This is a genomic window from Chitinophagales bacterium (assembly GCA_041392475.1).
GTDB lineage: Bacteria > Bacteroidota > Bacteroidia > Chitinophagales > UBA2359 > JAUHXA01.
The window spans coordinates 1287773-1304813 of sequence record JAWKLZ010000003.1 but is presented as its reverse complement, the minus strand read 5'-3'; the positions used below and the strand labels follow the sequence as shown (position 1 = coordinate 1304813).

The 17041-nt window shown below is 38.9% G+C and carries 11 protein-coding genes; 4 read left to right on the top strand and 7 right to left on the bottom strand.

The window, feature by feature from the left end:
* Nucleotides 1-37: 37 nt before the first annotated feature.
* Nucleotides 38-1597 carry a glycine--tRNA ligase gene (locus R3E32_27960; GenBank protein MEZ4888592.1) on the bottom strand — a complete coding sequence of 520 codons (1560 nt, stop codon included), beginning with the start codon at nucleotides 1595-1597 and terminating at the stop codon, nucleotides 38-40.
* Nucleotides 1598-1714: 117 nt separating this feature from the next.
* Between R3E32_27960 and R3E32_27955 the strand changes: the two genes are divergently transcribed.
* Nucleotides 1715-1915, top strand: coding sequence for a hypothetical protein (locus R3E32_27955; protein ID MEZ4888591.1), 201 nt, complete (start codon nucleotides 1715-1717; stop codon nucleotides 1913-1915).
* On the opposite strand, the gene R3E32_27950 is transcribed toward R3E32_27955, so the two are convergent.
* Nucleotides 1905-3998, bottom strand: coding sequence for an ATP-binding protein (locus tag R3E32_27950; protein MEZ4888590.1), 2094 nt, complete (start codon nucleotides 3996-3998; stop codon nucleotides 1905-1907). The genes R3E32_27955 and R3E32_27950 overlap by 11 nt on opposite strands.
* Nucleotides 3999-4016: 18 nt before the next feature.
* On the opposite strand from R3E32_27950, the gene R3E32_27945 reads away from it, so the two are divergent.
* A complete protein-coding gene (locus R3E32_27945) occupies nucleotides 4017-4859 on the top strand; it encodes a DUF6733 family protein (protein MEZ4888589.1) in 843 nt (280 codons plus the stop codon).
* 20 nt (nucleotides 4860-4879) lie between these two features.
* Here the strand turns inward: R3E32_27945 and R3E32_27940 are convergent, their stop codons facing one another.
* Nucleotides 4880-6199: a glycosyltransferase N-terminal domain-containing protein gene (locus R3E32_27940; GenBank protein MEZ4888588.1), complete on the bottom strand. Its 1320-nt coding sequence runs from the start codon at nucleotides 6197-6199 to the stop codon at nucleotides 4880-4882.
* A gap of 222 nt (nucleotides 6200-6421) precedes the next feature.
* On the opposite strand from R3E32_27940, the gene R3E32_27935 reads away from it, so the two are divergent.
* Together R3E32_27935 and R3E32_27930 are read left to right on the top strand one after the other, a co-directional pair.
* A complete protein-coding gene (locus R3E32_27935) occupies nucleotides 6422-7849 on the top strand; it encodes a tetratricopeptide repeat protein (GenBank protein MEZ4888587.1) in 1428 nt (475 codons plus the stop codon).
* 106 nt (nucleotides 7850-7955) lie between these two features.
* Nucleotides 7956-9686, top strand: a complete 1731-nt coding sequence (locus R3E32_27930; protein MEZ4888586.1) for a M12 family metallopeptidase — start codon at nucleotides 7956-7958, stop codon at nucleotides 9684-9686.
* A 186-nt stretch (nucleotides 9687-9872) separates the two neighbouring features.
* Here the strand turns inward: R3E32_27930 and mscL are convergent, their stop codons facing one another.
* From mscL to R3E32_27910, 4 genes are all read right to left on the bottom strand, one after another.
* Complete coding sequence (gene mscL / locus R3E32_27925; protein MEZ4888585.1) at nucleotides 9873-10304, bottom strand: large conductance mechanosensitive channel protein MscL; 432 nt, start codon at nucleotides 10302-10304, stop codon at nucleotides 9873-9875.
* Nucleotides 10305-10450: 146 nt separating this feature from the next.
* The gene (locus tag R3E32_27920) at nucleotides 10451-13165 is read right to left on the bottom strand and encodes a CHAT domain-containing protein (GenBank protein ID MEZ4888584.1); all 2715 of its coding nucleotides are present in this window, start codon (nucleotides 13163-13165) and stop codon (nucleotides 10451-10453) included.
* A 126-nt stretch (nucleotides 13166-13291) separates the two neighbouring features.
* Nucleotides 13292-15592, bottom strand: coding sequence for a T9SS type A sorting domain-containing protein (locus R3E32_27915; protein MEZ4888583.1), 2301 nt, complete (start codon nucleotides 15590-15592; stop codon nucleotides 13292-13294).
* A 183-nt stretch (nucleotides 15593-15775) separates the two neighbouring features.
* Nucleotides 15776-17002, bottom strand: coding sequence for a hypothetical protein (locus tag R3E32_27910; GenBank protein ID MEZ4888582.1), 1227 nt, complete (start codon nucleotides 17000-17002; stop codon nucleotides 15776-15778).
* Nucleotides 17003-17041: the final 39 nt, after the last annotated feature.

Genomic DNA, 17041 nt, shown 5'->3' with positions numbered 1-17041 from the left:
GATTTGCACTCAAAACCAGTCGCAAATCACATCACGATTATCCCTTAATCAAAGTCCTAAAATCCAATTTTCCTGCAATGTGTCCTTCAATGGCAGCAATTGGAATACGCACCTGATCCATAGTATCTCTGTCTCGAACCGTCACTTGACCATCCTCCAAAGTTTCAAAATCCAACGTTACGCAGAAAGGCGTACCAATGGCATCTTGGCGGCGGTAGCGACGACCAATTGAATCTTTTTCATCGTATTGACACTGCGTTACCCATCTCAATTGGTTGAAAATCTCACGTGCTTTGTCGGTCAATGCCTCGTCCTTCGTCAAAGGCAAGACCGCTACTTTCACAGGAGCGAGTACAGCAGGAATTTTCATTACAACACGGGTTGTCATGTTTCCTTTGGCATCAGGCACTTCCTCCTCTTGAAGGGCATGGCTCACAACTGCAAAGAAAGTTCTGTCCACTCCAATTGAAGTTTCGACTACATACGGCACATAACTTTCACCGAGTTCAGGGTCAAAATATTGCATCTTGCGACCAGAAAGTTCTTGGTGATTGCCGAGGTCAAAGTCGGTGCGGGAGTGAATTCCTTCAATTTCTTTGAAGCCAAATGGAAATTCAAATTCAATATCAAGAGCAGCATTGGCATAATGCGCCAATTTATCATGGTCGTGATATTGTAGTTTTTCAGCGGGGAAAAGGCTTTTGTGCCAGTTCATGCGAAATTCTTTCCAATAGTGGTACCATTCCATTTCGGTGCCAGGCTTCACAAAAAACTGCATTTCCATCTGCTCAAATTCTCGCATACGGAAAATGAACTGACGAGCTACGATTTCATTACGGAAAGCCTTGCCAATCTGTGCGATACCAAACGGAATTTTTTGGCGGGTCGTTTTTTGAACATTCAAGAAATTCACAAAAATCCCTTGTGCTGTTTCTGGTCGAAGATAGACTTTATTAGAGTTGTCGCCGCCCTCACTCGAAGTTGCTCCAAATTGAGTCGAAAACATCAAATTGAATTGACGCACATCTGTCCAATTTCTTGAACCACCTTCTGGATCAGCGATTTGGCAATCTTCAATGAGCGTTTTAAGATCATTCAAATCTTCCGACCCCAAAGCTTTCACAAAGCGTTGGTGAATAGCATCTCGCTCTTCTTGTCGCTTCAATACCCGAGCATTCGTCGCTCGAAACTGGGCTTCATTGAAGGAATCTCCAAAGCGTTTTTTGGCTTTTTCGACATCCTTGTTGTTCTTTTCGTCAATTTTCGCCAAATGTTCTTCAATCAACACATCCGCACGGTAGCGTTTTTTGGAATCTTTGTTGTCAATCATTGGGTCGCTGAATGCATCAACGTGTCCCGAAGCCTTCCAAATCAAGGGGTGCATAAAGATTGCAGAGTCCAAACCCACGATGTTTTCGTGCATTTGTACCATGGCTTTCCACCAATATTCCTTGATGTTGTTTTTTAGTTCTACGCCATAAGGGCCGTAATCGTAAACGGCACTCAAGCCGTCATATACCTCGCTTGAAGGAAATACATAGCCATACTCTTTGCAGTGGGCTATCAGTGTTTTGAAGTCGTCTGTTGAATTTTTCATATTGGACGCAAAGGTAAGGAATAAATCAAAAATAATATGATGCTTTTGTTTACAAAAACCCAACACCTGATATTAACGAATATACAACATCAAATTCCACACTAAAAACCCAACAATATGCAAACTTTAAATGCTTTTTTCACTCAAATATTGAATTTCTTTGCAGATAAAAATACTATTTTGAGTACTCACAATCAAAACAATACACCTGAATTAAAGTTAGAAACTTATTCTTCAGAATCCGTACAAAGAGATTTTTTTGAAGAACTTCCTCCTATGGAATACTACATTCTGAGTGCACATTTCTTTATGCCGTAATTGCAGATACTCTAATCGTTGCTTTTGGAAGTGTGAAGTAAAAAGTCGTTCCTACATCTGGCTCCGACTCTACCCAAATTTTCTCACCATAATGTTCCGCTATTTTTTTGCAGGTCGCCAAACCCAATCCTGAACCATCGTATTCTGATCGAGTATGTAAGCGTTTGAAAGGTTCGAATATTTTTTTAAGATTGGAGGGATCCATCCCAATGCCATTGTCACTTATGCTGATGGTATATTTTGCCCCATTTGGTTGAACAGAAATATGGATATGGGGTTGATTATCTGCTTTTTGGTATTTAATGCCATTTGCTATGAGGTTTTGAAAAAGCTGCATGATGGGCGTAAAATGAGCGGCAACTTTAGGCAGTTCATCGTGTTCGATTTGTGTCTGTGTGTCTTCAATTTTTAGACGCAAATTGGCTTTGGTAGCCTCCAAAACCTTATTCAAATCTACTGTTTCCAAAGCATGAGTTGTTCCTATATCTGCCCGAGCAAAAGCAATCAAATCCTCTAATAAATGGTTCATTCTATCGGCAGCATCTTTGATAAATTTCACAAATTCAATATTTTCTGAATCTCCTTCAAAATTCATCTGCATCAACTCTGCCAATCCTGTTATATTTCGCAATGGCTCCTTCAAATCGTGAGAAGCCATTCGAGTAAAGTGATTGAGTGACTCATTCTTGGTTGCCAATTTTTCTGCTAATTGTGAAAGTTGGTGATTTTGCTCTTCCATTTTGTGACTTTGCTCAGAAATTGCTTTGTTTTGGTCTTCTATTTTTTCTTTTTGAAGTGTTAGTAAACTGAAAGCTTTTTTGATTTTTTTCTGACTTCTAAACAACGCAAAAGCAAACAACAATACCAAACCGACTGTTCCCATGAGTGCATAATTCTGTACCAACTTTTTGTTTAAATTAGCTTCTAAAATTTCATTTTCTATTTCCTTTTGCTGGAGTTCAAAACTCGTTTGCAAATCTTTAATCGTCTCCAATTTTTGTTTATTATACAAGCTATCCTTGTACAAAAGATTGTTGTTTTGTGCTTCAAGAGCCTTTTGATAATCCCCTTGATTGGCATAGATGGCACTTAGGTTTTGATATAATTTGGTGACAAACTGCAATGAACCAATGCTTTTCGACAATTCCAATCCTTCTTCAGCATAAGCCATTGCCTTATCGTTTTCACCGATCAATGCATAAATTTCAGATAAATGTACTTGAGCTTCTGCCAGATTGAAGACTGCCTCTAAATTTTTGAAAACATCATAAGCAGCTAAAAAATTCTCAACAGCACACTCGTGTTTTACCCCTTCATGGCAGACTTGTGCAATACCCAAATAACCAAATCCTACCCCCATCAAGTCGCCAATTTTTTCGGATATAGCCTTGGCTTTGATGTAGTAAATCATTGCAGAAGAATCGTTTTTCTCAAATTGGTAAATGGTCGCAATATTGTTGTATTGAAATGCCATTCGCAGGGAATCCTTGTTTTTTTCTGCAATATGAAGTGATAGATAAAAATATTCAAGTGATTTAGGGTAATTCCCCTGATTGGCATGAATCACTGCAACATTGTTGTAGCACGAACTCAAGCCTTTGTCATCTGTTATTCCTTCAAAAATTCGCAAACTTTTGAGATGATAATCCAACGCCAAAGTATCATTACCCCGTTGTTGATATGTTGCTCCAATATAGTTCAACGACCGAGCAACCCCTTTCTGATCCTTCATTTCTTCAAAAAGAGTCTGAGATTTTTGTAAATACTCCAATGCTGAACCAAAATCAGAAATCACCAAATAGCTGACTCCCAGATTGTAAAAAGCTGTGGCAATGCCTTGTTCATAGCCTATTTCTTCAGCTAATTCAAGGGCGAGGTTCCCTTCTTGAATAGCTTGCTTCGTATTATTGTACCAATAAGCTTCCGAAAGTTGGTTCAGAATATCCACCCTCACTTTGCTACCATCGATGTACTTCAATACTTGCGTTAGGCTGTCAATCTCTTGATTTTGTGCTATGGCAACATCAAGAGAAGTAGTCGTAGTCATCCAAAATAAAAAGAAATAAAATACAAAAACCTTCATCGTTTATCATTTCAAAAAATGGAGAATCAATCTCTACTATACTGCATAAAAGATGCCAATTCAATCATACAGGAATTTCATATCTTGGAGCGTCTATTTTTTTCTTCTTTAAATTTTTCGCTCATGGAAATGCTGAAACACTGCACCTTATTTTTTGTATTCTTCTTACTTCCTATTACCTGTTTTGCACAAACCAATCTGGAAGAAAAAGCAACTTCCACTTTCGATATTGCATTAGATTTAGACAATGCCTATGGCTTTTACCCTGGCGTTTATGGTAGTTTTGGGTTGAACAAACGTTTGAGTCTTACCTTCTATGCTTTGATGTGGACAAATCCAACTTACGGTGTGCCTACTCCTTCCCAAGGAACAGATTTATGGTTAGAAACGGGTATAGGTATTGGGTTTTCAGTCTTTAGCGAAAACCTGTATGTCAATCCTTCAGTTGGCATTACACACGGCAAAGTGCTGTCAGGAGGCGAAAATAGCTTGGTGGGAGAAGGTATTACCCCAAATTTGGTGCTGACTTCAATACACGATAAAATAGACGGAGAATTGTATGTAGGTTACTACGATGCACTACGAAAAGGAGGTGATATACAATACAAATTAATTCAATATTGGCTTTATACGGGAATGTTTGTTCACGAAAACATTGCATTGGGCTTACACTACGAGATTTATTCGTTGGGAGATTCCGAAACCTCTTTGCAGAAGCAATATGAATGGTTGGGTGGCTATGTCAAATTTCTAATTGGCGAGAAATATTCATTTCGATTTGCAACAGGAAAAAACTTTTTGGAGAATGACCAGTTTTCACCAGAATACTACAAACTGAGTTTGTATCTATCGTTTATGTGATTACAAAAACAAACTCTCCGTTATTTCGTCAAATAAATATCCAACTTTTTCAATATCACTTCACTTCCACCTTTATTCCTCAATACATATTGCCGACTTGCTTCCGCAGCATTTTTGTACAAAGTTTTATTTTGCTCCAATTTTGCTACCTTCAATATAAAATCTTCGACTCCTTCAATGGGATATGCAGCACCTACTTCAATCAAGTCGATTGCCTCTTGAAATTTGCGGTAATTGGGGCCAAAAAAAATAGGCCTCCCAAAAACAGCGGCTTCCATCGTGTTGTGAATTCCTGCGCCAAAGCCTCCACCAATGTACACATACTCGCCATATATATAAATTCCTGACAATAAGCCAATATTATCAATAATCAGGACTTGAACATCTTGAAAATCAGTCTGTTCATCACAGCTCGAATACCGAATACTTTTATCCTTGAATAGGTTTTCAATTTGCTGCAAATGTTTCTCACCAATTTCGTGTGGAGCGATGATTAGACGGCGGACGGCGGACGGGGAACGGTGTATGGATTCGCTTTTATGTAAAAAATCGGCTAAGATTTCCTCGTCTTTTGGCCACGTACTGCCTGCTACCCAAAGTACATGATTGCCTTTGAAAGCTTCAATAATGGGAATGGTGCTAATGGATTCGCTGTGGTCAAATACCCGATCTAAACGGGTATCACCTGCAATGCTTACTTTATGAATACCAATCTTCTGCAACAATTGAAGCGATTCTTCGTTTTGCACAAAAATATGCTCACAATATTGCAACAAGGCGCGAAACAAACTGCCGTACCATTTGAAGAAATGCTGCTGTGGACGAAATATGGCGGAAATGATAAAAATGGGAATATTACGCTGATGTAAGACTTCAAAATAGTAGTACCAAAACTCGTATTTCACAAAAACTACTATATCTGGCTGAATGGCTTCAATGAATTGCTGGGCATTGCGGCGGCTATCCAAAGGTAGGTAATAAACATAGTCAGCAACGGTATAATTTTTGCGTATGTTATAGCCAGAGGGTGAAAAGAAAGTCAACACAAGTAAGCAATCAGGATATTGTCGTTTGATGGCTTCCATAATCGGTCGTCCCTGTTCAAACTCTCCCAAACTTGCAGCATGTAGCCATATTATTTTTTTGTGTTTGCCATTTTCTATTCGTTGGGTTTGATCAAATTCTTGCTGAATTTTTTGCAGTAAATTTTTTCTTCCCGCTATCCATTGTTGTGCTTTGGAATTGAACAATGCAGCAATGCGAATGGCGATAAAGTAAACATACAAAACGATGTTATACAGCAACAAAGAACTCTTAAAACGCTTATTGAGAGATTTCATTTCCTTTTTTTGATTCGCTGCAAAGTTCGCAAAAAATAAAATGAACCTCCCTTTTTTTGACATTGAAACTAATTGAAGGAATAGGACGTTAATACAAACGTGATTTATTTAAATAGAAGGTTGGGTTTTACCTTAAAAATAAACTCTGTGCGTGCGAAAAATAAAATTTACAATCACCTTGTTTTTCGTTATCTTTGTAATAAGTAACTCAATATACACCTTATGTCTAAAGACAATTTTCATCACGACTTAAACAGCAAGGAAGTTCGACAATTGGTTATCCAGTTTGAATCCATGCTCAAAAACAATGAAAACTGTTTTTTTGAACAACTTAGTTTTCAGCAAATTATTGACTTTTATGAAGAACAGCTTGAATATGAAAAAGCCGTTGAGGTAGTCGACATAGCATTGAATCAACATCCTTATTCTGCCATGTTTTTGGTCAAAAAGGCACAGTTTTTATACGAAGCAAAGTCGTGTGATGAGGCGATTGAGCTTTTAGATACGGCTGAAGTATTGGCTCCAAATGAAATTGAAGCGATACTGCTACGTGCAGAAATTTACAGCTATTTGGGAAATGCCAATGAGGCAGTCGAGTTGTTGGAAGGAGCAATGCCTATGGGAGATGAGGACGAAAAGATAGACATTTTGTTGTCTTTGACTGAGATTCACGAAAACAACGATGATGAGAAAGAGGCATTTGAGACCCTCCTACGTGCTTTAGATATAGATCCTACCAATGAAAACATTTTACACAAAATGGATTTTTGTGTAGAAATGCTGGGCAACTATGAAGAAAGCATTGATATTCACAAACGTATCATTGATATAGATCCTTACTGTTATTTGGCTTGGTATAATTTGGCAAATGCTTACTATTCAGTACAACTCTACGAAAAGGCTGTAGAGGCCTATGAATTTGTGACCGTTATCAACGACAAATACGATTTGGCTTACCGTGATTGTGGTGATGCGTATTTTGAAATGGAACAATACGATAAAGCTAAAGAACAGTTTTTGGAGGCCTTGAACTTGGAAAAAGAGCAAGACGATGAGCTTTTTTACAACATCGGTATATGTGCCTATCAACTGAAAGACTACACTGAGGCCATTGAATATTTCAAACGTGTCATTGAAGTAGTGCCTTCTCATAGCGATGCTTATTTTCAAATTGGCGAATGTCACCGAGAACTCGAACAATGGGATGATGCTTTTGCATCTTATAATCAGGCAGTTAAATTTGCCCTTTCCAAAGATGAATACCTTGTAGCCATAGCAGAACTGTACTACGATTTAGAAAACTACGATATGGCAGTGGTCACATACCGAGAGGCGATTGACATTAATCCAAATGACATCAATTATTGGATTGGCTGGTCGAGAGCTTTTTTCGCTTTGGAGCTTTTTGAAGAAGCTTTGCAAATTGCAGAGATTGCTCAAAAGGATGTGGAGTCGGAGGATGATTCCGAATTGCTGATGATGATTGCTACTTGTTTGTTTGCTTTGGGCAAGAAAAAATTGGCTACTACTTATTTTATTGAAGCGATTCAACTAAATTATGAATCCTATGAATTGTGCTTTGATTTGATGCCTAAATTGCAAGAAAATTCAGAAATATTGGCATTGTTGGAGTTGTATCGGGAGGAATAAGGAATATTTATTTCCCCATAGCGGTAACATCTACAAACAAGTCTGCATAAAGAGGTAAATCAACAACATCAGTTGATACATTATTTAACCTCAAAAGCAGAAAATCATGAAAACTTCACATCATGTATCCTTCAACATTTATTTCCTTTTTGTCCTTTTAATAGTCAGCAGTTTGGGCAATAACATCTATGCCCAAAGATTCAACAGAACTACCAACAGCCGTACAACTGAGGCATTGAAGTTGAACAACAACAATCTCAAAATCGCCCCTACAGACAACAATACCGAAGAATTTAGTCCCAACGCCCAAACACGTCAAGTCGTTGAAGTCATGGCAGAACTGCCATTTCACACATCGGCTCAAAAAGTGAGTGTTGAGTTGGTAGATGGTCTCGCAGTTATGGAAGGGGACATAATATTAGGTCCTGCCATTCTCTTCAATCCTGATGTTCAAGCGTCAGTCGTCATCAAAGGCAATAATTTTCGTTGGCCCAATGGTAGAGTTCCCTACATCATTGACGGTAATCACCCCAAAAAACAAACCATTCTAGATGCCATCGAGCATGTCAATGAAAAAACCAATGTTTGTGTGCTCCCTCGCACCAATGAAACAGACTACATCAAATTTGTCTATAAATCAGGCTGTTGGTCATCGGTAGGTCGTCAAGGAGGCGCACAAGAAATCAGCATTGGCAATGGTTGTGGATTCGGTTCGGCCGTTCACGAAATTTGTCACGCCATTGGTGCTTGGCACGAACAATCTCGTGGTGATAGAGACAGTCACATCAACATTCTGTGGGAAAATATCAAAGAAGATAAAAAACACAACTTCAACAAACATTCAGCAGATGGTATAGACATTGGCAGCTATGATTTTGGTTCGATTATGCACTACGGTGCAACTGCCTTTAGCAAAAATGGCAAGCCTACCATCAGCAGCAAAGTAGCAGGCAAATCATTTGGACAACGAAGTGGAATGAGTGCCAAAGACATAGCAGGTATCAAAGCCATTTACCCAACTTCAGTAGGCTGTGGCAGCGACATCACTTGGGTTTCGCATCACGGAATGACTTCTGCCGAATATCAAAAGAAATTCAATCAATATGTTGGTGAAAGCAAAATGACCTTGACCCATATAAGCGGCTACAATGTAAATGGAACAGATTACTACGCTGCAATTTGGGAAAAACAAAGCAATCCTCCCCAGTGGGTTGCCCGACATGGAATGACATCAGCTCAATACCAAGCAGAGTTTGACAAATGGACGAAACAAGGCTATCGCCCTACAACTGTAAGTGGTTACAGCGTAGGCAACTCTGCAAGATATGCTGCCATTTTCAGAAAAGTACCAGGTGGTTCGTGGGTAGCTCGACACGGTTTGACATCAGCTCAATACCAAGCTGAATTTAACAAATGGACAAAAGACGGTTATCGTCCTGTAGTGTTGAGTGGTTATGGTGTCAATGGAACTGATTACTATGCGGTTGTGTTTGAAAAAACATCGGGAGGTGCTTGGGTCGCAAGACATGGTTTGACCTCGGCTCAATACCAAGCAGAGTTCAACAAATGGACAAAAGACGGTTATCGCCCTGTAAATGTAAGCGGCTACTATGCGAATGGAAGTGACAGATATGCCGTCATTTTTGAGAAAACATCAGGCGGTGCTTGGATTGCAAGACACGGTTTGACTTCAAGACAATACCAAGCAGAGTTCAACAAAAACAGCCAAGCAGGTTATGAATTGATTGACGTAAGTGGTTACTCCAATGGTAGCAGTGCAAGATATGCTGCAATATGGCAAAAACCTACCAATAGATTCAAAATCAGAATGAACTAAATGCATTGATTGGTGACTCGTTACTGGTTTCTCAACACAGTAAGTTTGAATTAGCCATAAAAACAATACGCAGCCACTTATTTATTTTTTATACAAAAAAGGGCAAGACTTTCTGATAAGTCTTGCCCTTTTTTATTTGCATCATTTTCAATGAAGTTTGACAGAATATATCTACACTTCAATGGATTATTTAGCACTCAATAAGTCTCTGATTTGAGTCAATAAAACTTCTTGATTAGAAGGTGCTGGCGGAGCGGCAGGTGCTTCTTCTTCTTTCTTTTTCATTGCATTGACCGACTTAACCACAAAAAACAAAGCTGCTGCAACAATCAAAAAAGCAACAAACGCATTGAAGAACAAACCATAACCCAATGCGACACCGCCTGCTTCTCGCACAGCAGCAATGGATTCGAGGTTTACATCTGCACCAGTCGGTGCTTGCAGTATCACAAACAAATTACTAAAATCTGGTGAGCCAACAATTGTTGCAATCAAAGGCATCAATATATCATCTACCAATGACTTAATCACTGTACCAAAAGCAGCACCAATCACAATACCTACTGCCATGTCAATCATATTGCCTTTTGCAGCAAATTCTTTGAATTCGGAAATCATTCCCATGTTTTTGAATTATTTAGAGAGTTAATAAAATGGACGTTTGGATGAGATGTATTTGAGTTAAAGGGAGATGGCTTTGTGACGTTGTTGTTGAACAGGGTCACAAATATTGATGAAAAAAAAATCCTCAATACCCGCTAAACTCATTTAATCCTCCAATAAAGACCAACAGCAAACAGCAGAACAATTCCAAACCCTCCAAACCACAACCAAAAACTGCTGCCCGTTGTCTGCAAATAAGTAGGCGTATTCTGCCCAATATATACCATTCCCGCCCAATAATAAGGCAAAAAATAATCATTACTTCTTGCGTCAAAATCATGGAGGTACTTCAATTTGGCAAGATAGAGCGCAGTCGCTTTGGGTTGCCCTGCTGCCAGTTGTCTGTAAAATTCCTGCATAAGATATTGAGTAGATTCTTCATCAACCGACCACAAACTCGCCATCAAGTTGGAAGCTCCGCTATATACAAAACCTCTCGACAAACTCATTGCTCCTTCTCCCTTCAACAAAACACCCGCTCCCGTTTCGCAAGCCGATAAAACCACTAAATCTGCTGATAACTGCATGGCATACAAAGAAGACAAAGAAAAAGGACTATCTGCAAAATCAATGCGAGGTGCGTCTGAGGCATAGGCATGAGTAGAGAGGTGAATTACCTGCGCTTTGGGAGCATATTTCGTAAAACCCTCAACATTCGCCTCCTCATCCATTAGGTATTTTCCTTCAAAGTGTTCTTGAAACCAAACTTTGTCCGCATCTTGAAAATCCAGTTTTTTGCTGCCTTCAAAATTGGGAAAAAAACCAAGTAGCTCCTTTGTTTCCTTTCTTTTCTCTCTATTCTGCAAAAGTATGGTGGCAGAATAGGCATACTGTATTGGAGTTTGATACAATAGATAACTCCAATATCTCGGATAGTTTTGGCTAAAAAGACTTCCATCCTTCAATTGGGTGGTATCTGTCAATAAGGCTTCAAAAGGCAAAAAATTCAATAAGCCATCGGGAACTATGGCTATTGTTTTCACCTTCGATTCATCAACATTCACCCACTTACTCCAATAGTTTTGATAGAGTTGGTATGCCAATTGAGGATAATTCTCTGCATTTCCACTCTTGTTTTGAAGTAAACTCAAATAAGATTGAAGGGTGGTCTTGAAGTGAGCAAGTGTATCCAATTGAGCATTATCGGAACTGATTTGCAATAAGTACAAATGTTGTTCTCCCCAAAAATATTCCACAAAATGAGTGGTAGGCATTTGTTTTTGAAGTGCCTCAATGTTTGGAATCTGAAAAGATAATGAATGAAATAACTTGGCAAAAACAGGATTGGTATGAATACCTTTTTCAAACCTTTCATACACCAATTTTAGGCTATCATACATTTTCTCATTCCCCAAACCTTTGGAGTTCCACATAGCCAATTGCAAATCATTGAGCCGCCATCTAAGGGAATCGGGAATTTGCTGCAAGGCTCGATTGCGTACCATCGCCTCCTTCAAGGCTTTGGCTTTGGACTGTTCCATGATGCGGAAAGCTGCATTGAGGTATTTTTTTTCTTGGGTTTGGGTATAGAGCAAAAAATTGGTGTGGAGGGCTTGTTCGTAGTAGTTATAGGTGTAATCGCTCAAATAATGCTTGGAAGTATCGGCAGAGTAACTTTGGTGTAAATACTGTACTGCTTTTAAAGACAAGTCATAACTATCTGCTGCATTCTTCAAATCTCCAATATCTTCACTTTTCTCATACCGTTTTTGAAGTAATCCTGCTTTTTGGGCTGCTGCGGTCATGATCCAAGATTCTTGATAAACTTCCTTCAATGGTGGATTTTGGGAAGGGTCTTCTTCATTGAAGTTGGGGAATACTTGGATGAGGGCTTGTTGGTAGTGTTGGAGGGCTTTGTCGTTATTTCCCCATTTTTGAAGGGCATCTCCAAAAGTGGTGTGCAAACTTGCTTTATCTCTGCTTTTTTCTCCTTCTGGATATAGTGACAAGGCTTTGTTGAAGTAAAATATGGCTTTGTCTTTTTGTGTTTCTTGGGTGTAAATGTTGGCTAATGAGGCATAGACTGCGGGAAGGTATTGGTTTACATCATTTTCGATAAAAAAGTCCAGTGCTTCTTGTGTTGTTTGCAGTGCCTCCTTACTTTTGCCCAAAGGCAGTAAAAATTCTGCTGCGTTTGCCTTCAATTTTGCTGCTTCAAAAGGGGCATTTTCAGCTTCTTTCAATCCCAATTGGTACTGAAGATAAGCAGAATCATAGATTCCTAAATCAGCATATAAACCAAGAAGGGCGTTGTAAATAGAGGCAATATACTTTTCATTATTCTTTAGCTTTAGTGCTTTTTGTAGGTAATTTTTCTGCTTGTCACGTTCCAACATACGGCTACATGTTTGGGCTGCATTCTTGTAGGCATAGGCAACTATTGGAATGTCTGTTTGCAGGGCTTCAAACAGTTCTATTGCTGATTCGTATTTTTCTAAGCAAGTAGGATAATTCTCCAAGCGATTGTAGCTAAGAGCCAAGTAAACATACGTTTCAGCCAGAGTAGTATTGGGTTCAAAACTTGTTTTTTTGATTTTTTCAACAAGAGGCAAAACCAATCCAACGACTGCTCTACTCTTTTGGCTCACTACCAAAGATTTTACAATAGGTTGGTAACAATTGAGCACCTTTTCCCATTCTCCTCTTTTTTCAAATTCTTTAGCTGCCTTTTCATAGGCTATCAAGGCACTGTCTATCTTCTCTTCTTTCGCCCATTCCAACGCTTTTTGATACCATTTCTCCCCTTCTCCGCTATTTGCTGCAGAAAAATTTACGTGTGATACAAGTAATAAAAATATGGCTATTGACCTCAACATGCCTACAATATAGGAATTTGAAGGCAAAATCAGAATAGTTGTATCTAAAAAATCAAAATAATATCATTAAATACAAATATATAGGTTTGCCAAGCTCTCAGAGTTTGGCAAACCTATGAAGGATGATTATTTCACCACCATCAATTTGGCTGTTTGATGAAATTGTTGATGGTTCACTACCACAAAATAACAACCGCCTGCTATGTTTTGTAAATCAAGACTTAGTTCATGCTTTCCACTTTGCAAGGCATAATCCTTGTGTGTGTATATACGCCCATAGAGGTCAAAGACTTGAACCTGATATTCACCTGCTTTATTTACTGCAAACTGCAATTGGGCAGATTTGCTTGTAGGGTTGGGATAGAGAACTAAGTCTGAATGATCGAAAGGAGAGAGTGTTTCAATTCCCACTATATTGCAACTTGCATCTGTTGAAAAAGATTGCACAAAGGTACATCCTTTAGCATCGGTGACGGTTACAAAATATGAGGAGGAAGGGGCAACGGAAATATTTGAATTAGTGGACAAATTGCTCCATTGGTAACTTAGAGATGAACCAAAACCACCACTTACCAAGGCATAAGCGGTACAATTGTCTATATCTATATCTACCCACAAAGGCAAAGGTGCTTCAATGTGAATGAGGGTATCGGCGGAACATCCATTGGCATCTGTTACTTGTAGATAATAAGAACCTGCAGACAAGTTGTTTAGGTTAATTGCGGAGGTGGTTTCACAACTATTCCAAGTATAAGGGGTGAATCCTCCTACTACTTGGGCAGAAATGTCTCCTGTTTCGGATGGCTTGCATTTTTGAGTCGCAGTTGCAGTTATCTTCAAAGAAGAGTTACATTTTGCTACCACGACTCTCTTCTGAAAAATATACCTTTGGCAAGATGGGCTGGAAACCACCAAAGTAAAGTCTGTTGTTTGGTTCGGAAAAAGAAAGGGGTCGGGGATTTTTGGATTGTCTATCAGATGGCTTGGATACCATTCATACTGAAAAGAAGGGTCGAAACCAATCTTACTGCTCACTTCATTGCCTATGGGAACTTCTCCTCCTGCAACCGTTATTGTATCTAAAAAAATCAATTTCTCACTGCAATCTGAACACATAAAACAACTGATTGTACTCAAAGCATTGTTGGTGTAAATGGGCGAATTGCAGTCAAAGATGATTTCGGCACGGTTGGGAATTGCTCCACAGGCGGGCAATTCAGCATTAATTTTGGGATGGGCATAAAATTTTATCCAGCCTTTTGTATCGTCTGGGTGAAAATCTGTGCCATAGCCAGGTTCTTGCATTCCTCGCAACGTAAGCCCTTTAAAATCCCATTTAACTATGCCTAGGCCATTTGGTGACGGAAAATTGGAGAGGTTACTTGGAAATTTGGTAAAAAAAGGTGTAGCATCGAAATTAACCGTATTCCAGTCAATATCAAGGTAAGTGTGTAGTTGATCAATCACGACAACTTCACTGGCAGGGCCTGCTCCAATGTTTTGAAATTCGATGTAGTATTCTCGCATTTGTGTATTAAAGGGTGAATCTACGCATATTGATTGGTCTTGAATCTGTTTGAAGTTGGGATCATGAGAAAGAACTACTTTTTGTTGAAGGCTAACGGGAGCATTGTTCGTTGCACATAAATCAGTATCTGTAAATTTCAGAAATGTTTTACATTCTACTGGATTGCCTATTCGTGCTTCCGATTTGGTTTGGAGGGTGATAAAAATACTTCGTTGTTCGTTGGATGGAATGTTGAAGTCAACTTCTATACGATTCATGCTGGTTATTGGAGGAATACTTGTTGTTTCATCTAAATAATAAGGCTGTACCGAATTTGAATTTACATCAAAAATAGTATTGTCAAACTCAAATACAATGGTACTAGACACTGGATTGGGACATGTATTTTCATAGCTAAGAACATAGGTCACATCATCTTGTGGTCTTGGGTTGCGGTTGGCAATCAAACGCAGAGCCGCATTATCCATATTGACTGGATTATTAGGGCGTGAGGCATTCAAAATTCCAAGTTTTGTAAAATCAATATTGGTAGTATTTGTCCAAAATACGCTGAAAGGGTCTTCTTTGTCGTCTTTTATTCGAGTGACCAATAGGTAAGGTTGATGCGTGGCATTTCGATGGTAGGTATGCACTACGGTTTCTCCCAAATTGGCAAAGTCGAAAGTACCATCTCCAAATACCCAAAGTAAGGAATTGTTTCTTTTTGGGATGTGTTGGGAATTCCAACTAGAGGGTAAGGTAGCACTGAATTCAAAGGAATTTGCATATTGTCCGCTGCTACTCGTTCCACCTTGATAGGCTAACTTTTGAACATTTATCTGCTGTTGGGCATTGAGGTTTAGAGCAGTTACAGAGAAAATAATTAGGCTTGCGGTTAAAAAACGGAAAATATTACTCATCGTTCTTATGTTTGATGTAAAAAATATAAACTACGACCTTATATGCCTAAGTTATACTTTTTATGACAGTTTTTCTATGAAAAAATAAAATCAAACCTCTACAAGCCAGAACTTGGAGAGGTTTGATGCTAAAAAAATCAAAGTTAGTGTCTATTTGCTTGAGTTATTCTGTTGCTCAATCAATCAATTACAGGGTCTTAAACTAATGTCATCCACTGCATAATCATTACCTACAGAAGCAGTTGCAGTTGTTTTAATTTCAATTGTAGCACTGCTAGCACTGCCAGAGTTCCATATAGCTTTCATATTCACCCATAGATCAGGTTTTTCAGGCAATGCAGTTGGTCCAATAATACGTGTACCATTAATATACACTTCAATGATAGGGTCGGTATAATTTTTATTGGCCTTTACGAGGTTGTTGAAAAAAGCACAGAAAGAATACGTTGTCTTGGGATCAACTTCTATTTTTTGTTTCCAACTCACAGAACCGCCTTTACCATCACAAGCCAAAAACAAACCTCGGGCAGAGCCAGTTGTATGGTCAGTAGCAGCCCATTGACCGTTCACTAAATCAGCACTATTTCTCACCCCATATTGACCATTCGATAGCAAGCCATTTGCTTTGTAGGTTAGAGCAGAAGAAAAGTCTGTATTTCCAGATGAAAAATCACCATTTGTCACCAAATTGAACCCAGGATAGCTTCCTCTTGGGCAGTTGTGACAAACACCTTCTTGTGGAACACAAGCTCGAAAACTAAGGTCGTCTAACGCCCAATCATTACCTACCGATGCAGTCGCTAGGGTCAATATCTCAATTGTCGCAGTTGTATTATTTCCAGCATTCCAACTAGCAGATAATACTTGCCATTGATCGGGGCTTTCAGCTATAGTTTGGGTAACAACTGGAACATTGTTGATGCGTACTTCAATACGAGGGTCTGTATAATTTTTATTGGCTTTCACCAAGTTGTTTACAAAACCACAGAATACATATTTGGTTTCTTTTCGCACACTTACTGTTTGTTTCCAACTTGCACCATTACTACGACCTCGACCATCACTTACAAAAAACAAACCTCGGGCAGAGCCAGTTGTATGGTCAGTAGCTGCCCATTGACCATTTCCTAAATCGGCACTGTTGCGTATTGAATATTGTCCGTCACTAAGTGGACCAGAAGCCTTATAAGTTGAAGAAGAAGTGAAATTTACATTTCCAGATGAAAAATCACCGTTTTTGATTAGTTCCGTTCCTTTTTTAGCTCCTCTAGGACATTCTTTACAGACTGCAATAAAACTAGGTTCCTTAATTGTCCTTTGAGTATCTATCACTTTGCGCTGAGCATGAAGATTGGTAGAAAAAATCAAAAATACTGCAATGAAACTGAAACTTAACATGAAATATCTCATAATAAATGATTTAAAAAAATTAAAATAATACCTACTCTA

Coding starts and splice junctions, on each gene's coding strand:
- R3E32_27945 (MEZ4888589.1), top strand. CDS start 4,017: ATGGAGAATCAATCTCTACTATACTGCATAAAAGATGCCAATTCAATC.
- R3E32_27960 (MEZ4888592.1), bottom strand. CDS start 1,597: ATGAAAAATTCAACAGACGACTTCAAAACACTGATAGCCCACTGCAAA.
- R3E32_27920 (MEZ4888584.1), bottom strand. CDS start 13,165: ATGTTGAGGTCAATAGCCATATTTTTATTACTTGTATCACACGTAAAT.
- R3E32_27915 (MEZ4888583.1), bottom strand. CDS start 15,592: ATGAGTAATATTTTCCGTTTTTTAACCGCAAGCCTAATTATTTTCTCT.
- R3E32_27910 (MEZ4888582.1), bottom strand. CDS start 17,002: ATGAGATATTTCATGTTAAGTTTCAGTTTCATTGCAGTATTTTTGATT.
- R3E32_27940 (MEZ4888588.1), bottom strand. CDS start 6,199: ATGAAATCTCTCAATAAGCGTTTTAAGAGTTCTTTGTTGCTGTATAAC.
- mscL (MEZ4888585.1), bottom strand. CDS start 10,304: ATGATTTCCGAATTCAAAGAATTTGCTGCAAAAGGCAATATGATTGAC.
- R3E32_27950 (MEZ4888590.1), bottom strand. CDS start 3,998: ATGAAGGTTTTTGTATTTTATTTCTTTTTATTTTGGATGACTACGACT.
- R3E32_27935 (MEZ4888587.1), top strand. CDS start 6,422: ATGTCTAAAGACAATTTTCATCACGACTTAAACAGCAAGGAAGTTCGA.
- R3E32_27955 (MEZ4888591.1), top strand. CDS start 1,715: ATGCAAACTTTAAATGCTTTTTTCACTCAAATATTGAATTTCTTTGCA.
- R3E32_27930 (MEZ4888586.1), top strand. CDS start 7,956: ATGAAAACTTCACATCATGTATCCTTCAACATTTATTTCCTTTTTGTC.